This window comes from Pseudomonas sp. PDM15 (genome assembly GCF_014851565.1).
Lineage (GTDB): Bacteria > Pseudomonadota > Gammaproteobacteria > Pseudomonadales > Pseudomonadaceae > Aquipseudomonas.
In genome coordinates, this window is record NZ_JACVAA010000001.1 from 467092 (window position 1) to 484639 (window position 17548).

A 17548-nucleotide genomic window follows, 5' to 3' on the forward strand; every position below is an offset into this window, starting at 1 on the left:
CGGCAAGCCGTGGCCAGTGGCCTTCAGCGGCGCCCTGGAATGCTCAGACCGCGTACCACCGCCGGGCGGGCGAGGAAGGCGTCGAGTACGCGGCGCACATTGGCGAAGCGCTCGAACTGCACCAGCTCGCCGGCCTCGTAGAAGCCGATCAGGTTGCGCACCCAGGGGAAGGTGGCGATGTCGGCGATGCTGTAGGCGTCGCCCATGATCCAGTCGCGGCCCTGCAGGTGCTGGTCGAGCACACCTAGCAGACGCGCCGATTCGGCCACGTAGCGGTCACGCGGGCGCTTGTCCTCGTAGTCCTTGCCGGCGAATTTGTGGAAGAAGCCGAGCTGGCCGAACATCGGGCCGATACCGCCCATCTGGAACATCAGCCACTGCAGGCACTGGTAGCGCGCGGCGGCGTCCTGTGGCATGAGCTGGCCGGTCTTGTCCGCCAGATAGACGAGGATGGCGCCGGACTCGAACAGCGCCAGCGGCTCGCCGTTCGGCCCGTTGGGGTCGAGGATGGCGGGGATCTTGTTGTTCGGGTTGAGCGAGAGGAATTCCGGGCTGAGCTGATCGTTGGTGTCGAAGCTGACCAGGTGCGGCTCGTAGGCCAGGCCAGTCTCTTCCAGCATGATCGAGACCTTGACGCCGTTGGGCGTGGGCAGCGAGTACAGCTGCAGGACATCGGGCCGGGTGGCGGGCCATTTGCGTGTGATGAGGAAGGCGGAAAGGTCTGGCATGGGTACTCCGGAGAACTGGCGACTTGGTCAGGATAACCGGCCACCGACAGCGGCGACATCCTTACCTGACTCGCCGGAAGCCGGTATGGTTCGCCTTTGCTTTTTGTCGACCACGGAGAACCCCATGAGCCTGCACGGAACCTATGACGAGCAGAACATCTTCGCCAAGATCATTCGCGGCGAGGCGCCTTGCTACAAGCTGTACGAGGACGAGGACGTGCTGGCCTTCCTCGATCTGTTCCCGCAGTCCTACGGCCATTGCCTGGTGATCCCCAAGCACGCGCCGGCGCGCAACCTGCTGGAGATCGACGACGCCAACCTGGCCAAGGTGATGAGCGTGGTGCGCAAGCTGACCCAGGTGGTGGTGGACGAACTGGAACCGGCCGGCGTGCAAGTGGCGCAGTTCAACGGCGCCCCGGCCGGGCAGACGGTGTTCCATATCCACGTGCACATCGTGCCGCGCTACGAGGGCGACAAGCTCGGCATCCACGCCACCAACCAGGGCGATGCGGAAGAGCTCGAGGCGCTGCAGGCGCGGCTGGTGAGGCGCATCAACGGCTGATCGGCTGATGTGGAAAAGCCCGGCCTAGGCCGGGCTTTTCTTTGGGCGAGTCTCCGAGGGGTAGCCCGGATGCAATCCGGGGCGGAGCTGCCTGCTTCCCGGATTACATCCGGGCTATATGGCGTGGTTGGTCAGGAGGTCGGAGTGTTCAGTGGCCAGACCGATAGGGTGATCCGGACGCCGCGCTCCTGCTCGTCCTCCAGGGTGACGGTGAACACGCCGGCGGCATTTTCGCCGCTCCACTGGGCGACCTGGCCGTCGTCGACGATTTCGCTGTCGCCGGCCAGCTGACGGTAATGCGCCAATAGGTCGTCGAAGCTGGCGTGGCTGAACAGCACTACTTCGGCGCTGCGCAGAGGCTGACCAGAGGCCTCCTCCCAACCAGTGTCGAAGATGTCGCCGGCCATCGGCGCCGGTGCCACGTATACGCCGTCACGCATGGCGGTGCTCAGCTTGGCGCGCTTGGGCAGTAGCTCCAGCATGACGTCGGGTAGTGCCAGTTCCTTGCTATCCCAGCCGGGCGCATCGGTATCCGGCTCGACATACTCGACCTTGGCGATCTGTTGCACTTGGTCCTTCGAGCCGCGGACTTCGGCGAGATTGGCCAGCAGCGGCGGCAGCTGACCGGCCCAGTCGCGTAGCGGCTGGACGCTGTCACGGGAGGTACCGGCCGGCAGGAAGATGGTCAGAGTGGCTGCCGGTTCCTTGTAGTAGCAGGTCACTTCCTGGGTTTCTTCGTCCGGCAGGCAAGGGCCGTGCACCAGGCCTATGGCCACCAGTTTGCGACCCTCGATCAACAGAGCAGCACGCTCGTAGCCGCCAGTCATCTTGTTCTCCGAGGCGATCAGTCGACGGTCATTGGGCAGTTCGGCCGTGACGATGTCCATGGAGGAGTTGAGAGATTCGAGAACCTGTTCAAGCACCAGCGTGTTGTCGCTGATGTAGCTGGCTGTGCCATATCCCAGCAGTTTCTCCACGGCGCTGCGCACCTGCGGATCTCGGTCCAGGCGGTATCGGTCGCTGCCTTGCTGGGTGGGTTCGAAAGTCTTCAGGACCACGCCTTGGCTGGCGGGGTGGATAGCTGGGGCAGCCTGAGCGGAGGTGATGCTGAGGGTGCCGATGAGCAGTGCCTGGAATAGCCGGTGCAAGAGCATGTGAGTTCCTTCTCTAGGTAGGGCTCGCCTGTCCTTGGGCGAGTGCCGGGGCATTCTAATCAATCCCCCGGCGCGTCGACATGACCGACGCCACGCTCTGGCGCTGTCGTTGTTCTCAGCGGTTGGCGATAGCGCGCTGGTTGGACAGGTAGATGTTGTCCGACTGCGGCACTTCATCGGTCTGCAGGGCGCTGAGCCATTCATCGCTGCTCAGCACTGTGGCGAAGCCGGTGTGCATGACCACGGTGAATGCCCGGTGAATTTCCTTGGCGGTGGCCGAGCCCATGGCGTTGCGGTAGGGCGGAGAGCCGGCGGCGTCGTGCAGCAGTTCGACGTTCCAGCCTTCGTGGTGGGCCTGGCGCACGGTGGAGTCGTCGCAGTTGTGGGTCATGTAGCCGATCACGCTGATGGTGTCGATGTCGTGCTGCTTGAGGTAGGCGGCCAGGTCTGTGCCGGCGAAGGAGCTGGCCATCTGCTTCTGGATGAAGTGGTCACGCGGGCGGTCCGCTACCAGCGGGTGCAGCTCGGCGTTGTGGCTGCCGGTGGCGAAGATCGGCGCGCCTTCCGGGGTCAGGTGCTGGATGACGATGACCGGGATGCCGGCGGCGGTGGCGGCGTCCATAGCGCGTCCGATGTTGGCCATCGACTGCTCGATGGGCGGGTGCTCGATGCGCAGGTTGCCGGTGACGTATTCGTTCTGCACGTCGATGACGATCAGGGCGCGTTTCGGTTGCTGGCTCATGGTGGGTTCCTCTGGTTTTGCGTGGTGGCTGTCGATGGGCAGATTGTTCGCCCGTCGCGCGTGTCGCCGTGAGTGGCCCTGAAGCCAGCTTGCGCTAAGATCGGGCCAAACCTTTGGCTCGGAACAACGCCATGTCTGCCCATCGCATCGCCGTGGTCGCCTTCGATCACATCACGCCGTTCCACCTGTCCGTACCCTGCCTGGTGTTCGGCGACCTGGTGGAGCTATACGAGCTGCGCGTGTGCGCCACTGCACCGGGCGCGCTGCCGACTACCGCCGGCTTCGCCCTGCAGGTCGAGCATGGGCTGGAGGCGCTGCAATGGGCGCAGACGATCATCGTGCCGAGCTGGCATGACCCGGACGAGCGACCGCCGCAGGCCCTGCTGGACGCACTGGTTGCGGCCCATGTGCGCGGCGCGCGGCTGGTCGGCCTGTGCCTGGGCGCCTACGTGCTGGCCGAGGCGGGTCTGCTCGACGGCCTGCGCGCCACCACCCATTGGGCATGGGCCAACGACTTTGCTGCTCGCTTCCCGCAGGTGACAGTGGATGCCGATGTGCTCTATCTGGATGACAGCGGCCTGCTGACTTCCGCCGGCACCGCCGCTGGCATCGACTGCTGCCTGCACCTGTTGCGCCAGCAGCATGGCGCAGAGCTGGCAAACCGGGTGGCGCGGCGCTTGGTGGTGCCGCCGCATCGACAGGGTGGCCAGGCGCAGTTCATCGAGCAGCCGCTGCCCGCGACTTCCCGCGACGACCGGCTGGCCGGCCTGCTGGACTGGGTCCGCGCCCATCTCGATCTGCCGCATACCCTGGACAGCCTGGCGGAGCGCGCGCTGATGAGCCGGCGCACTTTCACCCGGCACTTCCGCCAGCTCACCGGCATGACGGTGGGCGACTGGCTGCTGGCCGAGCGCCTGGCCCTGACCCAGCGCCTGCTGGAGAGCAGCGAGCAGAGCGTGGAGGCCATTTCCGGCCTGGCCGGCTTTGGCTCGCCGGTGTCGCTACGCCATCACTTCGGGCGTGCCTTCGGCGTGTCGCCCAGCGCCTGGCGGCAGACGTTTCGCGGCTAGTTGGTCCGCAGGCAAAAAGAAGCCAGGCCCAGGGGAGGGGCCTGGCGTGAGTGAAAGCATCAGGAGGCGCCGGCCGGGGTGCAGGTCAGCTTGCCGTCGCTGGTGGCGCCGGCGGCGCGGGCATCCACGCGCAAGGTGGCGCTTTCACCAGGTTCCAGGCTGACCCGTTGCACCTGGGGATCGGCGGCGGTGGGGCCGGGGTCGACCTCACAATCAACCGCCTGGGTTTCATGGTTGGTCAGCTTGAGCACCAGGGTGGCGTTGCCGGTGACCGGGCCGGTACCGGTGTTGTCCTGGGCGGTCAGCGGGCTGGTGGCGGTTTCCACCTGCAGGCCATTAAGGTGCTCCGTCAGCTCGCCGTCGGCCATGGCCAGCAGCGGAAGACAGGCGGCGAGGCCGCCAATCAGCAATCGGTTCATGTCGCTCTCCTCTCGGGGTTACTGAGTTGTAGAGGGCGGCGCTGTGCGCGAGGTTCAGGATTTTCGCCGACAGGCACATGGCCTCTTGAGCCGCGGCGCCTAAGCGCCAATACTGGCCCGATCCCACGACGCCCAAGGAGGGCTTCCATGCGCCAGTTCTTCGCCGTTCTACCCCTGGTTTTGCTGGCTGGTTGTTCGTCGTTCCGCCCCGATCCCGAGAACATCACCCCGGTGCCGAGCGACCGCCTGCTGGCCTTCCAGGAGGAGCACCAGAACGGTGGTCGGCTGATCGTCAATCGCGACATGGGCCTGATGGGCGGCGGCTGCTACGTGGCCATCGAGGTGGACCGCAAGGTAGCCGCGCGTATCGGCATGGCCGAGGTGGCCAGCTTCAACGTGCCGGCCGGCACCCGCGTGCTGGGCCTGACCATCGACAAGATGGACGACACCCTGTGCGGCATGGGCCGCCTGCACAAGGAACTGGCGGTGAAGGTCGCGCCGGGCAGCACCCAGTACTTCCAGGTGGTCAGCGAGAACCGTGGCGGCTTCGACATCCGCCCCGACGCCAATCCGCCAGGACTGCAGTGATTTGCGAACGGCCGCGTCTGACGCGGCCGCTTTCTTCCGCCTAGCGAGGGAATACCCATGGATCGCTTCCAGCGAGTTGCTCTCGCCACGTTGCTGCTGGCCAGCCTGCCGGCGCTGGCCAAGGACTGGCCGCCCGGAGTGCGCGACACCTTCCAGCAGAGCTGCGTGAACAGCGCCGGCCAACCCCTGGGCAAGGACCGCGCGCAGCAGTACTGCAAGTGCACGGTTTCCAGCATCGACCGCGACTTCTCCGCCAGCGAGATCGCCGCACTGGAAAAGGCTGAACTGCCGGAACCGCTGGTCAAGCGCCTGCAGCAGGTGTCGCAGCAGTGCCTGGAGCAGCTGGGCGGGCAGGGCTAGCGATAGCGCGCGAGGATGGCGTCGAACTCGCCGTCCTGTTTCATCTGCACCATGGCGCGCAGTAGCTGCTGGGTGGGCACGTCCGGCTCGTCGCGGACGATGCAGGCGACCAGGTCGCTGGCCACTTCGTCGAGTTTTTTCAGCTTGCGCGGCACGGGCTGGCGGCTGTTGTACCAGTCCAGAGTCATCTGGTTGCTGACGGCGTAGCGGTAGCGTTTGGCTTCCAGCTTTTCCAACACCAGTTCCTGGGTACGTGCGTCGTCGCGGCGTAGCTGGCCGTTGGCGAACAGCGGCTCCAGGCGCGGATAGCGGAAGCCCAGCACGGTGCCGACCCGCTCGCCGTTGTGCCGTTCCGGCAGCGCCGGCTCGTCGGCGCGCGCCACGATCAGGTCGCGCTGGACCATGAACGGCAGGCTCCAGATGTACTGGTGGTGGGATTCCTGCAGCCAGGCCGGGTTGACGTAGCAGCGTACGTCGATCTCGCCGCGCACCAGCATCTGCTGCACACGCAGGCGAGGCATGACCATCAGCTCGGCGCGCCGGCCAACCTTCTGCGCCAGGCGCATCTGCAGGTCGTAAAGAATGCCGCCGGCGGCCCGGCCCTGTTCGTAGCACATCATCGGCATGCCCCAGCTCTCGATCACGGAGAAACGCAGCGGTCGTTCCGTGGCGAAGGCGCCAGTGCACAGCAACAGCAGGGCGAGGGACAGCAGGCGCAAGGCGTCACCGGGGGCGCGTGGGAGGTGGCACAGCTTAACCACAAACGCAGCGGCGTTGGCGCGCATCTAGGGGCGCCAGAGTGGATGATTGCCCATCTGCTCGGCGGCCCAGTCGACGAAGGCGCGCACCCGTGCCGACAGGTGCCGCGAGTAGGGGTAGACCAGGCTCATGGGCATGCTCTCCAGCTGCCATTCCGGCAGCAGCTCCACCAGCCGACCCTCGGCCAGCGGCCGCTCGGCCTCGGCGGTGGGCACCGTGACGAAACCGAGGCCGGCCTCGGCGGCAGCCACGTAGGCGCCGCCACTGTTGAAGCGCATGACCGGCTCCTGTTCGATGATGAAGTGCTCGTCACCACGCTGCAGCACGTTGACCTTTTGCCGCCCGCTGGCCGGGTAGACGAAGGCCAGGTAGCGCAGCGCGGCGAGGTCGCGCGGGTGGCTCAGCGGCGGCTTGTCGGCCATGTAGCTGGCCGAGGCGCAGACGGTGAAACGCATCCTGCCGATGGGTTTGCACACCAGATCCGGGTCGTGCACCGGGCCGCCGCGGATGGCGCAGTCGACGCCTTCCTGGACCAGGTCGACGACCCGCTCGCTGCAGCCCACGTCCAGGCGGATCTGTGGGTAGCGCGCGACGAAGTCGGGCAGGGCCGGAATGACCAGGAAGCGCCCGACAGGGGTGGGCATCTCCACCCGCACCCGGCCACGGGCCAGACCGCGGTTTTGCGAGACGGTGGTTTCCAGCTCGTCGAGGTCGTCGAGCACGGCGCGGGCGCGCTCGTAGTAGGCGCTGCCGTCGGTGGTCGCCGACACCCGGCGGGTGGTGCGGTGCAGCAGCTTGACGCCGAGCTGGGTTTCCAGCGCCACCACCTGGCCGGATACCGTGGTCTTGGCCAGGCCCAGCGCATCGGCGGCGCGGGTAAAGCTGCCCAGTTCGACTATGCGGCAGAAGGCGCGCATCGCTTCCAGACGGTCGAAGGCCATTGTCCGTTTCTCCGCACAATGTTTACGTTGCTGGCCAATTTATCTCGTTATGGGCGAGCAATACAGTGGCGACCATTCCCGGTACGACATCGGGTCTCTTTCGGAGAAGCCGCCATGATGACCAGCAAGCGCAACAACTATCACCAGACCGCCCCGCACGTGTTCAAGGCCATCTATGCCCTGGAGCAGACCCAGGCCGCCTTCTCCCTGGAAGGCTCGCTGCGCGAGCTGATCAAGGTGCGCGCCTCGCAGCTCAACGGCTGCGCCCTGTGCCTGGACATGCACAGCGCCGATGCGCTGAAACAGGGTGAGTCGGCCCGCCGCCTGTTGGCGCTCGGTGCTTGGCACGACGCGCCGTTCTTCAGTGAGCGCGAGCGCGCCGCGCTGCTGTGGACCGACGCCATGACCCAGCTGACCGAGGGCCATCCCTCGGACGCGGTCTACGAACAGGTGGCGGCGCAGTTCGACGAGAGCGAAATCGCCGAGCTGACCCTGGCCATTGTCACCATAAATGCGTGGAACCGCTTCGGTGTCGGTTTCGCCATGCAGCCGGCGAAGTGAACGCCATGCGCAGGTCGATGGTGATCTTCGTCCTGTCCGCCCTGGCCAGTGCCGCCGCGCTGGGCCATGGCGGCGCGGGTGACGAGACGGTAACCCCGGTGGCGTCGGCCGAGCTGCCGGCAACGCCGGGTAATCATGCCCAGGCGTTGCGGGTGGAGTTTGCTCCGGGCGCCACCTCAAGGCCGCACACTCATCCGGGCGCGGTGTTCGTGGTGGTGGTCAGCGGCGAGGTGGAATCGGCCCTGGATGGCCAGCCGGCGCAGCGCTTCAAGGCCGGCGACGCCTGGTATGAGGCGCCGGGCCAGCTGCACCGCGTCACCCGCAACCCCAGCACCACGCAATCGGCGACGCTGGTGGCCTGGCTGCTGTCCGACGGCAAGACTGCACTGGTCCGGCCGGTTGCCCACTGAAGTCACAGGAGCGGGGCGTTCCCCGCAGGAGACCGCCGTTCCCCGCAGGAGACCGCCATGTTTCGCGCCGTGCTGATTGAAACCCTGTCGCTGGACGAAACCACTTTGCAGCAGCGCATCGAGGCGTTGGCCGGGGCGCGCGAGTGGCGCCTGGAGGCACAGGGCGAACGCTGGCTGCTGTGGCTGGACGACTCCAGGGACAGCGCGCGCCTGTGTGGCGCGCTGCTGGCCAGCAATTGGCTGCGGCGGCTGGATTTCGTCGCTTAACGGGTGAGCGGTAGGGCCAGGCCCATGGCGGCGAACAGCCCGCCGCAGCAGCGGTTGAAGCCACGACCGGCGCGCTCCAGCCAGGGCCGGGTGCGTTGCGCGGTACGTGCCAGCAGGTATTCCACCACGCCTTCGACCAGGGCGAAGGTCGCCGCCATCACGGCGAACTGCAGCCACAGGCTGCGCGCGGGATCGAGGAACTGCGGCAGGAAGGCACCGAAGAACAGGATCACCTTGGGATTGGACAGGGCCGACAGCAGGCCCTGGCGGAACAGCTGGATACCGGGGCGCGGCACGGCTGACTCGAGCGGCGTGAGGTGCAGCGGCGGCGCGCGCCACAGCTGGATGCCGAGCCAGATCAGGTAGGCGGCGCCCAGCCACTTGAGCACCAGCAGGGCATGCACCGAGGCCTTGAGCAGGGCGGCCAGGCCGAACATCGACAGCGCCATCAGCAGTACGAAGCCGAGCATGCCGCCGGTGACCGTCCACAGGGCGCGGCGGTGGCCGTAGAGCGCGCCATGGGTGAGGGCGAGCAGACCGTTGGGGCCGGGTGTCAGCGACAGGCCGAAGACGGCGGTGAGGTAGATCAGCCAGGTATGCAGGGCCATGGTGGTCGCCGGAGCTGGTGGGGACGATCCAGACGCTAACCGATCAGTGATGCCGGTCACAAGCCGAGCAAGTCGCCTCGTGCTGCCACCCGCATGCCAGAGCCGTTGCCGCGGTGTGGCGCGGATGGTCGGGCGATACGGCGTGGCCGGTGTTCATGTGCAGTTAACAATCGCTGCTTAACTTCAAGCGCGCCCCGTTCCGGGGTAGCGCCATAACAATAACGAACCATAAGGAAATGTAGCGATGCGAGCTCTTGCAGCCCTCACCCTGCTGGCCGTCAGTGCCCAGGTCAGCGCCCAGTGCCCGGACTTCCAAAGCCCGGCCAACCCGCCGAGTTTCACCAAGCCGGCGAAGAAGAACTTCCGCAATTTCGGCAGCCAGGTACTGGCCGGCCTGTACAAGCCCTGGCACATGGTCCACGACCAGATGGTACGCAGCGGCCAGGCCGCCACCGTCACCGCCAAGTTCGACTACGACGCCGTGCTGCACAAGGACCTGGAAGGCGAGTACGTGCACGCCTACCTGTACGGCACCGGCATGAGTGGCTGGAGCTACCTGGGCCGCCATACCACCGACAGCGACGGCAAGATCAACGTGGCGGTCGGCTCCCGCCCGGTTGGCGAGTACCGCGTGCGCTTCGTGGTCGAGGGCGACCTCAGTCAGGTCGATGGCTACCTCAGCGTGGTCGACCCGAGTCGCCCGGCCGTGCTGTTCGACATCGACGGCACCCTGACCATCAACGACTTCGAGGCCTACGCCGACTACGTCGGGCTGAAGACCGCGCAGGCCTACTACTACGCCCCGCAGACGGTGCAGGCCTACCGCGACAAGGGCTACCAACTGGTGTTCCTCACCGCCCGGCCGTACTGGGTGACCAAGGATGCGCGCCAGTGGTTCGACTACCAGGGCATCCCGCAGTGGCACTACCGCTCCAACCCCTACGGCGATGGCCCGATTCCGCCGGATACCCAGGCGCACAAGACCAACTACGTGAAGTACCTGCGCGAACAGGTCGGCCTGAACATCGTGCGTGCCTACGGCAACGCCACCACCGACATTGCCGCCTATGCCGACGGCGGCATTCCCAAGGCGGAGACCTGGATCATCGGCCAGTACGCCGGGACCAGCGACACCCAGTCGGTCGGCGGCGACTACAGCTACCACTACAGCACCGTGGTGGCGGCGACCCCGCCGGCCAACTGCAACTGAGTCAAAAAAGAAGGGGGCCGCTTGGCCCCCTTCTTCATTGCCGCCGGATCAAACCCGATCGGCCAGCGCCAGCTTTATGCCCAGCGCGGCGAACAATCCGCCTGTGCAGCGCTCCAGCCACAGGCCGACACGCCGGCCCACCTGCAGACGTTGCTGGGCGAAGGCGGTGGACAGGGCCAGGAAGTGGCACCAGAGCATGCCGTTGATGTTGAAGATGACGCCCAGCAGGATGAACGCCAGGGCCTTGTGCTCGGCGTCCGGGCTGATGAACTGCGGCACGAAGGCGAGGAAGAACAGCGCCACCTTGGGGTTGAGCACGTTGGTCAGGAAGCCCTGGGCGAAGATGCGTCCATAGGGCAGGGCGGGCAGCTCGATGGCAGTCGGTTCGGCAGCCTCCTTGCGTTTCGCCAGCAGCATGCTGATGCCGATGTACAGCAGGTAGGCGGCGCCGATCAGTTTGACCACCATGAACGCGGTGGCCGAGGTGGCCAGCACGGCGGACATGCCCAGCGCAGCGGCCACTATGTGCACGCAAGTGCCAGCACCGATGCCCAGCGCCGCCGCCGAGCCGGCGCGCCAGCCCTGGGTGGCGCTGCGCGCCATGATCAGCAGCGAGTCGGGACCGGGGGCCATGTTCAGCAACAGGCCAGAGATGACGAACAGCAGCAGATCGTGGGTGCCGAACATGGCGGGTTCCTATGCCGTGGGAAGTGAGGATTCTGCGCCGTTCCTGAGCGCCCGGTCAAAGCGGGATGGCGCCAGGAATACGTCTGCCGCCGCGCCTGGCGTCAGGCTTTTGCCAAGACCGACACAATGCTGCTGCTTTTGCCGAAAATCGCCGCAATTACCCTGTGCCTTGCCGGCCTTATCGAGCATCTCCACTTAACGCGCGACGCCGCACCGCCAGTCTGGTGCCGTGTCGCGATGGCAGCGCCACAGGCCCCGGCTATGGCAAACTCCGCACTTTGCAGAGCTGTGCCATTGCCTGGCCCCGAACAGCAGCCTCACCGAATTCGCGCCGCCGTGGCGCAACCGACAAGCCAGCCGCTCCGGGCGGCCACAGAAGAAGAGGAATGTCCCGTGCACAAAGCCGTAATCAGTGGCACTGGCCTGTACACCCCCGCCAACAGCATCTCCAACGAAGAGCTGGTGGCCTCCTTCAACGCTTACGTCCAGCAGTTCAATGCCGACAACGCCGCCGCCATCGAGCGCGGTGAGATCGAGGCGCTGACCGAATCCAACAGCGCCTTCATCGAGAAGGCTTCCGGCATCAAGAGCCGCTACGTGATGGACAAGGCCGGCATCCTTGATCCGCAGCGCATGACCCCGCGCCTGCCGCAGCGCAGCAACGAGGAGTGGGGCATCCTCTGCGAGATGTCCGTGGCCGCTGCCAAGGAAGCACTCGAGCGTGCCGGCAGGACCGTCGCCGATATCGACGGTGTGATCGTCGCCTGCTCCAACCTGGAACGCGCCTACCCGGCGGTGGCCATCGAAGTGCAGGCTGCCCTCGGCATCGACGGCTGGGGCTACGACATGAACGTGGCCTGCTCCTCGGCCACCTTCGGCATCCAGGCCGCCAACAACGCCATCGCCACTGGCCAGGCGCGCGCGGTGCTGATGGTCAACCCAGAGATCTGCACCGGCCACCTGAACTTCCGCGACCGTGACAGCCACTTCATCTTCGGCGATGGCGCCACCGCGGTGATCATCGAGCGTGCCGACCAGGCCACCTCCAAGCACCAGTGGGACATCGTCGGCACCAAGCTGCTGACCCAGTTCTCCAACAACATCCGCAACAACTTCGGCTTCCTCAACCGCGCGGCGGAAGAGGGCATCGGCGCCAAGGACAAGCTGTTCGTCCAGGAAGGCCGCAAGGTGTTCAAGGACGTCTGCCCGATGGTGGCCGAGCTGATCGGTGCGCATCTGGAGGAGAACCAGCTGAACGTCAGCGACGTGAAGCGCTTCTGGCTGCACCAGGCCAACCTCAACATGAACCTGCTGATCGCCCGCAAGCTGCTCGGCCGCGATGCCGAAGCGCACGAGGCGCCGGTGATCCTCGATACCTACGCCAACACCAGCTCCGCCGGCTCGGTGATCGCCTTCCACAAGCATCAGGACGACCTGCCGATCGGCAGCCTGGGCGTGCTCAGCTCGTTCGGCGCCGGGTATTCGATCGGCAGCGTGATCCTGCGCAAGAAAGGCTGATCGCCGCGGCATGTCAGGGACTGACGCCGAGCTGCTCGCCCGCCTGCTGGCCGGCGAGCAGCATGCCTTCCGCGAGCTGGTCGCGACCTACCAGGGCGCCATGCGCGCGGTGGCCTACGCTATAGTCGGCAGTCGCAACGCCGACGAAGTGGTGCAGGACGCCTGGCTGGCCGTGGTGCGCAATCTGCCCGGCTTCCAGCAGCGTTCCAGCCTCAAGACCTGGCTGCTGACCATCACCGCCAACACCGCCAAGAGCCGCCTCAAGCAGCAGCGTCGCGAGCCGCTGCTCGACGACCTGCCGGCGCCACACGGCAGCGTCGGTGCCGAGCGCTTCGCCGAGGACGGTCACTGGCAGACCCCGCCCAGCCAATGGGAACAGGACACGCCCGAGGCCCTGCTGGCCGAAAGCGAGTTGCGCGAGTGCCTGGAGAAGACCATCGCCAGCCTGTCCGAGAGCCAGTCCAGCGTGCTGTTGCTGCGCGAGCGGCAAGGGTTGGAGCTGGAGGAGATCTGTAATCTTCTCGATCTCTCGCTCTCCAATGTCAGGGTGCTGTTGCACCGCGCCCGGCTCAAGGTGTTCGCCACCCTGGAGCATTTCGAGGAGACCGGCCAATGCTGAGCTGCAAGGAACTGGTGGCCCATTCCAGCGACTATCTCGACGGTCAGCTGCGCCTGCGCGAACGCATCAGCGTGCGCAGCCATCTGGCTCTGTGCAGCCATTGCCGGCGCTTCATCCGCCAACTCAGGCTGAGCCAGGCGGTGCTGCGAAAGCTCCCCGACGAAGCCATTCCCGAGCTGGATGCACTGGCCGAGAAGCTCGCCCGCCAGCATCGCGAATCCTGATCCGCAAAAATTTTCTCGCCGCGCTGTAACGAGGCGCCACCACCTCCGTCTAGTGTTGCGAAGGGGCAAATCGCCTCTCGCACAATAACCACGACCGGAGAGATTCCATGAAACAGCGCAATTCCGTAGCCATCACCCTGGGCGCCGCCCTGCTGAGCACTGCCTTCGCCGCCCAGGCCGGCAGCAATCCGTTCGCCGCCCAGGAACTCTCCAGCGGCTACAGCCTGGCGGCCCACGAGAAGGGCCACGAGGGTTCCTGTGGCGAGGGCAAGTGCGGTGCCGAGATGATGGGCACCGAGAAGGCCGCCGAAGGCAAGTGCGGCGAGGGCAAATGTGGCGGCGACAAGGCACGTAAGGAAGGCAGCTGTGGCGAGGAGGGCAAGGCCGGCCACGAGGGCAAGTGCGGCGCCGAGAAGACCGAGAAGTCCGAGTAAGGGCGGCGGGACATGGTCTACGGCAATTTCGTCAGCGGCGCCGGTCTGGGCCTGCGCCGCGGCCTGCTGGCGGCGCTGCAGGACAGCGCTGCAGGCTCGGTCGACGAGCAGGTGGATTTCCTGGAAATCGCCCCGGAGAACTGGATCGGCGTCGGCGGTCGCTTCGGCCGCCAACTGCGTGCGCTGACCGAGCGCATGCCGTTCCTCTGCCATGGCCTGTCCCTCAACCTCGGCGGCTTCGCCCCGCTGGACCTCGAGCTGCTGCGCGCGATCAAGGCCTTCCTCGATGAGCACGGCATCCGTGGCTATAGCGAGCATCTGTCGGCCTGTGCCGATGATGGCCAGCTGTACGACCTGATGCCGCTGCCGTTCACCTTTGATGCGGCGTGCCGTGTGGCCGCGCGCATCCGCCAGGTGGAAGAGGTGTTGGAGCGGCCGCTGATCATCGAGAACGTCTCGGCCTATGCGCGCCTGCCCGGCGAGCTGGGCGAGGTGGATTTCGTCCGTGCGGTGCTGGAGGAGGCCGACTGCCAACTGCTGCTGGATATCAACAACGTGCAGGTCAATGCCCACAACTTCGGCTTCGACCCGCGCGCCTATATCGAGGCGATGCCCAGCGAACGCATCGCCTATCTGCATGTGGCCGGCCATCTCGACCAGGCCGCCGACCTGAAGATCGACACCCACGGCGCGCCCGTGTGCGACCCGGTGTGGCGGTTGCTGGCGCACAGCTATGCCGCGCATGGCGTGCGGCCGACCCTGCTGGAGCGCGACTTCAACTTTCCGCCACTGGCCGAGCTGTATGCCGAGGTGGGGCAGATCCGTACGCTGCAGCGCGAGGTCGGAGAATGAGCACGCGCGACCAGGCGGCGTTCGCCGCGCGCATTCGCCAGCCTCAGGCGGAGCCGCTGTTGCCAGGGGTATCGGCCGCGCGCATGGCGGTGTACGAGGAGCTGTTCTTCAACAACCTCGATGGCTTCATCACCAGCGGCTTTCCGGTGCTATGCCAGATATTGGGCGAGGCGCGCCGGCAGCGGCTGGTGCGCGAGTTTATCGCCGGGCACCGCTGTGCCACGCCATATTTCCTGGCGATAGGCGAGGAGTTCGTCGCCTGGCTGGAGGTAGGCGGAGGTGCGGAGCAGGGCGATCCCGGCTTTATCGCCGAGCTGGCCCATTACGAGCGCGTCGAGCTGGCACTGGATGTGGCCACCGATCGCTTGCCGGCACACGGCTGGTCGCCATTGGCCTGGCCGCTGGCCTATGCCTGGCCGGTGCAGCGTATCGGCGCTGATTACCAACCCCGCGAGGCGCCCGCTGAGCCCACCTGTCTTTTGGCCTGGCGCGATTCGGCAGAGCGGGTGCGTTTCCAGCAGCTGTCGCCCTTCGCCTATCACCTGGCCCTGCGCCTGCAGGCCGGGCAGCCCCCGCTGCAGGCCCTGCCGGAACTGGCCGAAGCCAGCGGGCTGGAGGCCGACGAACCCTTCTTCACCAATGCCCGCGTGCTGCTGGATGGCTGGCAGCAACAGGACATCTGGTATCCCTGACGGAGAACATCATGCTGAGCCTGCTCAATCGCCTCCAGGATGGCCTGGACGCTACCCGCCGCCTGGATTTTCTCGCCCCGCTGCTGCTGCGCCTGTACTTGGTGCCGATCTTCTGGATGGCCGGCACCCACAAGCTGGCGGACATGGACAGCACTATCGCCTGGTTCGGCAATCCGGACTGGGGCCTGGGATTGCCGTTTCCTGCCGTGCTGGCCTGGCTGGCGGCGCTGACCGAGGTGGGCGGTGCGCTTCTCCTGCTGTGTGGCCTGGCCGTGCGCTGGATCAGCGTGCCGTTGATGGTGACCATGCTGGTGGCGATCTTTACCGTGCACTGGGAGTTCGGTTGGCAGGCCATCGCCGATGCCTCAGCGCCTTTCGCCAACGAACGGGTGCTGGCGGCGGGAGAGAAGCTGGAGCGCGCCCGTGAGCTTCTGCAGGAACACGGCAACTACGCCTGGCTGACCAGCAGTGGCAAATTCGTGGTGCTGAACAACGGCATCGAGTTCGCCGTCACCTACCTGCTCATGCTGCTGGCGCTGTTCTTCGCTGGGGCGGGGCGCTGGTTGAGCATCGACCATTGGCTGGCGGTGCGTTTTCGTCGGGCATGAAAGAGGCGCCGGCCCAGGCAGACCGTGTCTCTCCGGCTTATTATGAAAGGGAGTAAAAAGTTCCTGTGTAATTTAACTTTCATATAAATAAAACCGGGCTGAAATAACCCCCCGCCAAGATTCCCCCCCAACACGCAGGGCCGAAGCCCAGTGTTTTCCAAAGACCAATAGGGGAATCCTTCATGAAGCACTTCGCCGGTTTTGCTGCCAGCGCCCTGGCTCTGGCCATTTCCGCCCAGGCTTTCGCCGGCACCGTCACCACCGACGGCGCCGACATCATGATCAAGACCAAAGGTGGCCTGGAAGTAGGCACCACCGACAAGGCCTTCAGCTTCAAGCTGGGTGGCCGCGTCCAGGCTGACTACAGCCGCTTCGACGGCTTCTACACCAAGAACGGCAATACTGCCGACGCCGGTTACTTCCGCCGCGCCTTCGTCGAACTGGGCGGCGTGATGTATACCGACTGGGCCTACCAGATCAACTATGACCTGTCGCAGAACGCCGGCGGCGACAACCGCGACGAAGATGGCTACTTCGACGAGGCTTCCCTGGCCTACAACGGCTTCGCCCCGATCTCGATCAAGGCCGGCCGTTTCGATCCGGAGTTCGGTCTGGAAAAGGCCACCAGCTCCAAGTGGGTGACCGCCCAGGAGCGTACCGCTGCTTATGACCTGGTCGACTGGGCCAATGGCCACAACGGCGGCATGGGCATCCAGGTGTCCGGCGCCGCAGGTCCGACCCTGTACGGTTCCGCCGGCCTGTATGCCAAGGACGCCACCAACTCCACCGAAGACGGCGACAGCGCTACCCAGTTCAACCTGCGCGGTGTGTTCGCGCCGATGTACGAAGCCGGTAACGTGCTGCACTTCGGCCTCAACTACGCCCAGCGCGACCTGTCCGACACCGAGTTCGACAGCCGCATCCGCAGCCGGCTGGGCATGCGCGGCGTGAGCACCGACGGTGGCCAGGACGCGGGCGACAACGGCAACCGCCTGACCCTGGCCGGTGCCGAAGACACTCCTGCCGGCGCCTTCGGCGACGACGCCGCCTGGGGCGTGGAAGCCGCCTGGGCCATGGGCGCGTTCTCCCTGCAGGGTGAGTACGTGTCGCGCAGCCTGGAAGCCGACGACGATGCCTACGAGGATGTCGACGCCGATGGTTACTACGTACAGGCCGCCTACACCCTGACTGGCGAGCCGCGTGGCTACAAGCTCGGCAAGTTCGATGCGATCAAGCCGGCCAACAAGCAGCTGGGTGCCTGGGAAGTCTTCTACCGCTACGACAACATCAGCGCCGAAGACGACAACGGCAGCTTCGCCAGCAAGGACGACGTGGAAGGCAAGGTGCACAACGTCGGTCTGAACTGGTACGCCAACGAATCCGTGAAGATCAGCGGCGTGTACGTCAAGTCCAAGGTCGACAATGCCGAGAACTCCAACGGCGACGATAGCGGCGACGGCTTCGTGATGCGCGCCCAGTACGTCTTCTAAGCACAACGAACGCTTCTCCGCTCCTACTTTCCTAGCCCCGCATTG

24 protein-coding genes are annotated in these 17548 nt (G+C 65.9%); 16 read left to right on the forward strand and 8 right to left on the reverse strand.

Features of this window, described 5'->3' with window-relative positions; translation table 11 throughout:
* Positions 1-23: 23 nt before the first annotated feature.
* Positions 24-728, reverse strand: coding sequence for a glutathione S-transferase N-terminal domain-containing protein (locus tag IB232_RS02200; RefSeq protein WP_192396928.1), 705 nt, complete (start codon positions 726-728; stop codon positions 24-26).
* 124 nt (positions 729-852) lie between these two features.
* Here IB232_RS02200 and IB232_RS02205 point away from each other — a divergent pair, with 124 nt between their 5' ends.
* Complete coding sequence (locus IB232_RS02205; protein ID WP_192396929.1) at positions 853-1290, forward strand: HIT family protein; 438 nt, start codon at positions 853-855, stop codon at positions 1288-1290.
* A 131-nt stretch (positions 1291-1421) separates the two neighbouring features.
* Here the strand turns inward: IB232_RS02205 and IB232_RS02210 are convergent, their stop codons facing one another.
* Both IB232_RS02210 and IB232_RS02215 read right to left on the reverse strand, forming a co-directional pair.
* Positions 1422-2444 carry a hypothetical protein gene (locus tag IB232_RS02210; protein ID WP_192396930.1) on the reverse strand — a complete coding sequence of 341 codons (1023 nt, stop codon included), beginning with the start codon at positions 2442-2444 and terminating at the stop codon, positions 1422-1424.
* Between the two features lie 115 nt (positions 2445-2559).
* The gene (locus IB232_RS02215) at positions 2560-3186 is read right to left on the reverse strand and encodes a cysteine hydrolase family protein (RefSeq protein ID WP_192396931.1); all 627 of its coding nucleotides are present in this window, start codon (positions 3184-3186) and stop codon (positions 2560-2562) included.
* 131 nt (positions 3187-3317) lie between these two features.
* Here IB232_RS02215 and IB232_RS02220 point away from each other — a divergent pair, with 131 nt between their 5' ends.
* Complete coding sequence (locus IB232_RS02220; RefSeq protein ID WP_192396932.1) at positions 3318-4256, forward strand: helix-turn-helix domain-containing protein; 939 nt, start codon at positions 3318-3320, stop codon at positions 4254-4256.
* A 59-nt stretch (positions 4257-4315) separates the two neighbouring features.
* Here the strand turns inward: IB232_RS02220 and IB232_RS02225 are convergent, their stop codons facing one another.
* Positions 4316-4675, reverse strand: coding sequence for a hypothetical protein (locus IB232_RS02225; protein WP_192396933.1), 360 nt, complete (start codon positions 4673-4675; stop codon positions 4316-4318).
* A gap of 147 nt (positions 4676-4822) precedes the next feature.
* On the opposite strand from IB232_RS02225, the gene IB232_RS02230 reads away from it, so the two are divergent.
* Together IB232_RS02230 and IB232_RS02235 are read left to right on the forward strand one after the other, a co-directional pair.
* Positions 4823-5263: a 3-isopropylmalate dehydratase gene (locus tag IB232_RS02230; protein ID WP_192396934.1), complete on the forward strand. Its 441-nt coding sequence runs from the start codon at positions 4823-4825 to the stop codon at positions 5261-5263.
* A 57-nt stretch (positions 5264-5320) separates the two neighbouring features.
* Complete coding sequence (locus tag IB232_RS02235) at positions 5321-5623, forward strand: hypothetical protein (protein WP_192396935.1); 303 nt, start codon at positions 5321-5323, stop codon at positions 5621-5623.
* On the opposite strand, the gene IB232_RS02240 is transcribed toward IB232_RS02235, so the two are convergent.
* Both IB232_RS02240 and IB232_RS02245 read right to left on the reverse strand, forming a co-directional pair.
* Positions 5620-6408 carry a substrate-binding periplasmic protein gene (locus IB232_RS02240; protein ID WP_192396936.1) on the reverse strand — a complete coding sequence of 263 codons (789 nt, stop codon included), beginning with the start codon at positions 6406-6408 and terminating at the stop codon, positions 5620-5622. The two genes, IB232_RS02235 and IB232_RS02240, sit on opposite strands and share 4 nt — an antisense overlap.
* A complete protein-coding gene (locus IB232_RS02245) occupies positions 6409-7323 on the reverse strand; it encodes a LysR family transcriptional regulator (RefSeq protein ID WP_192396937.1) in 915 nt (304 codons plus the stop codon).
* 117 nt (positions 7324-7440) lie between these two features.
* On the opposite strand from IB232_RS02245, the gene IB232_RS02250 reads away from it, so the two are divergent.
* From IB232_RS02250 to IB232_RS02260, 3 genes are read left to right on the forward strand one after another with little or no spacing between them, the layout of a single operon-like run.
* A complete protein-coding gene (locus IB232_RS02250) occupies positions 7441-7884 on the forward strand; it encodes a carboxymuconolactone decarboxylase family protein (protein ID WP_192397259.1) in 444 nt (147 codons plus the stop codon).
* A gap of 5 nt (positions 7885-7889) precedes the next feature.
* Entirely contained in the window at positions 7890-8294 is a 405-nt protein-coding gene (locus IB232_RS02255; protein WP_192396938.1) for a cupin domain-containing protein, read from the forward strand.
* Positions 8295-8351: 57 nt separating this feature from the next.
* The gene (locus IB232_RS02260; RefSeq protein WP_192396939.1) at positions 8352-8561 is read left to right on the forward strand and encodes a hypothetical protein; all 210 of its coding nucleotides are present in this window, start codon (positions 8352-8354) and stop codon (positions 8559-8561) included.
* Here IB232_RS02260 and IB232_RS02265 read toward each other — a convergent pair.
* Complete coding sequence (locus IB232_RS02265) at positions 8558-9169, reverse strand: LysE family translocator (protein ID WP_192396940.1); 612 nt, start codon at positions 9167-9169, stop codon at positions 8558-8560. The genes IB232_RS02260 and IB232_RS02265 overlap by 4 nt on opposite strands.
* A gap of 244 nt (positions 9170-9413) precedes the next feature.
* On the opposite strand from IB232_RS02265, the gene IB232_RS02270 reads away from it, so the two are divergent.
* A complete protein-coding gene (locus IB232_RS02270) occupies positions 9414-10379 on the forward strand; it encodes a lipin/Ned1/Smp2 family protein (protein WP_192396941.1) in 966 nt (321 codons plus the stop codon).
* A gap of 48 nt (positions 10380-10427) precedes the next feature.
* Here IB232_RS02270 and IB232_RS02275 read toward each other — a convergent pair whose 3' ends face one another.
* Positions 10428-11066 (reverse strand): LysE family translocator, encoded by a 639-nt coding sequence (locus IB232_RS02275; protein ID WP_192396942.1) that lies wholly within the window; start codon positions 11064-11066, stop codon positions 10428-10430.
* Between the two features lie 393 nt (positions 11067-11459).
* Between IB232_RS02275 and IB232_RS02280 the strand changes: the two genes are divergently transcribed.
* The 8 genes from IB232_RS02280 (at position 11460) to IB232_RS02315 (ending at position 17503) form a co-directional block, all read left to right on the forward strand.
* Positions 11460-12584, forward strand: a complete 1125-nt coding sequence (locus tag IB232_RS02280; RefSeq protein WP_192396943.1) for a beta-ketoacyl-ACP synthase III — start codon at positions 11460-11462, stop codon at positions 12582-12584.
* A gap of 10 nt (positions 12585-12594) precedes the next feature.
* Positions 12595-13203: an RNA polymerase sigma factor gene (locus tag IB232_RS02285; RefSeq protein WP_192396944.1), complete on the forward strand. Its 609-nt coding sequence runs from the start codon at positions 12595-12597 to the stop codon at positions 13201-13203.
* Positions 13197-13427, forward strand: coding sequence for an anti-sigma factor family protein (locus IB232_RS02290; RefSeq protein ID WP_192396945.1), 231 nt, complete (start codon positions 13197-13199; stop codon positions 13425-13427). The genes IB232_RS02285 and IB232_RS02290 overlap by 7 nt, the downstream gene beginning before the upstream one ends.
* 107 nt (positions 13428-13534) lie before the next feature.
* Positions 13535-13861, forward strand: a complete 327-nt coding sequence (locus IB232_RS02295) for a hypothetical protein (protein WP_192396946.1) — start codon at positions 13535-13537, stop codon at positions 13859-13861.
* 12 nt (positions 13862-13873) lie between these two features.
* Positions 13874-14713 (forward strand): DUF692 domain-containing protein, encoded by an 840-nt coding sequence (locus IB232_RS02300; protein WP_192396947.1) that lies wholly within the window; start codon positions 13874-13876, stop codon positions 14711-14713.
* Positions 14710-15405 (forward strand): DUF2063 domain-containing protein, encoded by a 696-nt coding sequence (locus IB232_RS02305; protein WP_192396948.1) that lies wholly within the window; start codon positions 14710-14712, stop codon positions 15403-15405. The genes IB232_RS02300 and IB232_RS02305 overlap by 4 nt, the downstream gene beginning before the upstream one ends.
* Positions 15406-15416: 11 nt before the next feature.
* Positions 15417-16013, forward strand: coding sequence for a DoxX family protein (locus IB232_RS02310; protein WP_192396949.1), 597 nt, complete (start codon positions 15417-15419; stop codon positions 16011-16013).
* Positions 16014-16195: 182 nt separating this feature from the next.
* Complete coding sequence (locus tag IB232_RS02315) at positions 16196-17503, forward strand: OprO/OprP family phosphate-selective porin (protein ID WP_192396950.1); 1308 nt, start codon at positions 16196-16198, stop codon at positions 17501-17503.
* Positions 17504-17548 lie beyond the last annotated feature (45 nt).

Excerpts from the sequence above, each read along its gene's own strand:
- IB232_RS02200 (WP_192396928.1), bottom strand. The coding sequence starts at position 728 with ATGCCAGACCTTTCCGCCTTCCTCATCACACGCAAATGGCCCGCCACC.
- IB232_RS02205 (WP_192396929.1), top strand. The coding sequence starts at position 853 with ATGAGCCTGCACGGAACCTATGACGAGCAGAACATCTTCGCCAAGATC.
- IB232_RS02210 (WP_192396930.1), bottom strand. The coding sequence starts at position 2,444 with ATGCTCTTGCACCGGCTATTCCAGGCACTGCTCATCGGCACCCTCAGC.
- IB232_RS02215 (WP_192396931.1), bottom strand. The coding sequence starts at position 3,186 with ATGAGCCAGCAACCGAAACGCGCCCTGATCGTCATCGACGTGCAGAAC.
- IB232_RS02220 (WP_192396932.1), top strand. The coding sequence starts at position 3,318 with ATGTCTGCCCATCGCATCGCCGTGGTCGCCTTCGATCACATCACGCCG.
- IB232_RS02225 (WP_192396933.1), bottom strand. The coding sequence starts at position 4,675 with ATGAACCGATTGCTGATTGGCGGCCTCGCCGCCTGTCTTCCGCTGCTG.
- IB232_RS02230 (WP_192396934.1), top strand. The coding sequence starts at position 4,823 with ATGCGCCAGTTCTTCGCCGTTCTACCCCTGGTTTTGCTGGCTGGTTGT.
- IB232_RS02235 (WP_192396935.1), top strand. The coding sequence starts at position 5,321 with ATGGATCGCTTCCAGCGAGTTGCTCTCGCCACGTTGCTGCTGGCCAGC.
- IB232_RS02240 (WP_192396936.1), bottom strand. The coding sequence starts at position 6,408 with ATGCGCGCCAACGCCGCTGCGTTTGTGGTTAAGCTGTGCCACCTCCCA.
- IB232_RS02245 (WP_192396937.1), bottom strand. The coding sequence starts at position 7,323 with ATGGCCTTCGACCGTCTGGAAGCGATGCGCGCCTTCTGCCGCATAGTC.
- IB232_RS02250 (WP_192397259.1), top strand. The coding sequence starts at position 7,441 with ATGACCAGCAAGCGCAACAACTATCACCAGACCGCCCCGCACGTGTTC.
- IB232_RS02255 (WP_192396938.1), top strand. The coding sequence starts at position 7,890 with ATGCGCAGGTCGATGGTGATCTTCGTCCTGTCCGCCCTGGCCAGTGCC.
- IB232_RS02260 (WP_192396939.1), top strand. The coding sequence starts at position 8,352 with ATGTTTCGCGCCGTGCTGATTGAAACCCTGTCGCTGGACGAAACCACT.
- IB232_RS02265 (WP_192396940.1), bottom strand. The coding sequence starts at position 9,169 with ATGGCCCTGCATACCTGGCTGATCTACCTCACCGCCGTCTTCGGCCTG.
- IB232_RS02270 (WP_192396941.1), top strand. The coding sequence starts at position 9,414 with ATGCGAGCTCTTGCAGCCCTCACCCTGCTGGCCGTCAGTGCCCAGGTC.
- IB232_RS02275 (WP_192396942.1), bottom strand. The coding sequence starts at position 11,066 with ATGTTCGGCACCCACGATCTGCTGCTGTTCGTCATCTCTGGCCTGTTG.
- IB232_RS02285 (WP_192396944.1), top strand. The coding sequence starts at position 12,595 with ATGTCAGGGACTGACGCCGAGCTGCTCGCCCGCCTGCTGGCCGGCGAG.
- IB232_RS02290 (WP_192396945.1), top strand. The coding sequence starts at position 13,197 with ATGCTGAGCTGCAAGGAACTGGTGGCCCATTCCAGCGACTATCTCGAC.
- IB232_RS02295 (WP_192396946.1), top strand. The coding sequence starts at position 13,535 with ATGAAACAGCGCAATTCCGTAGCCATCACCCTGGGCGCCGCCCTGCTG.
- IB232_RS02300 (WP_192396947.1), top strand. The coding sequence starts at position 13,874 with ATGGTCTACGGCAATTTCGTCAGCGGCGCCGGTCTGGGCCTGCGCCGC.
- IB232_RS02305 (WP_192396948.1), top strand. The coding sequence starts at position 14,710 with ATGAGCACGCGCGACCAGGCGGCGTTCGCCGCGCGCATTCGCCAGCCT.
- IB232_RS02310 (WP_192396949.1), top strand. The coding sequence starts at position 15,417 with ATGCTGAGCCTGCTCAATCGCCTCCAGGATGGCCTGGACGCTACCCGC.
- IB232_RS02315 (WP_192396950.1), top strand. The coding sequence starts at position 16,196 with ATGAAGCACTTCGCCGGTTTTGCTGCCAGCGCCCTGGCTCTGGCCATT.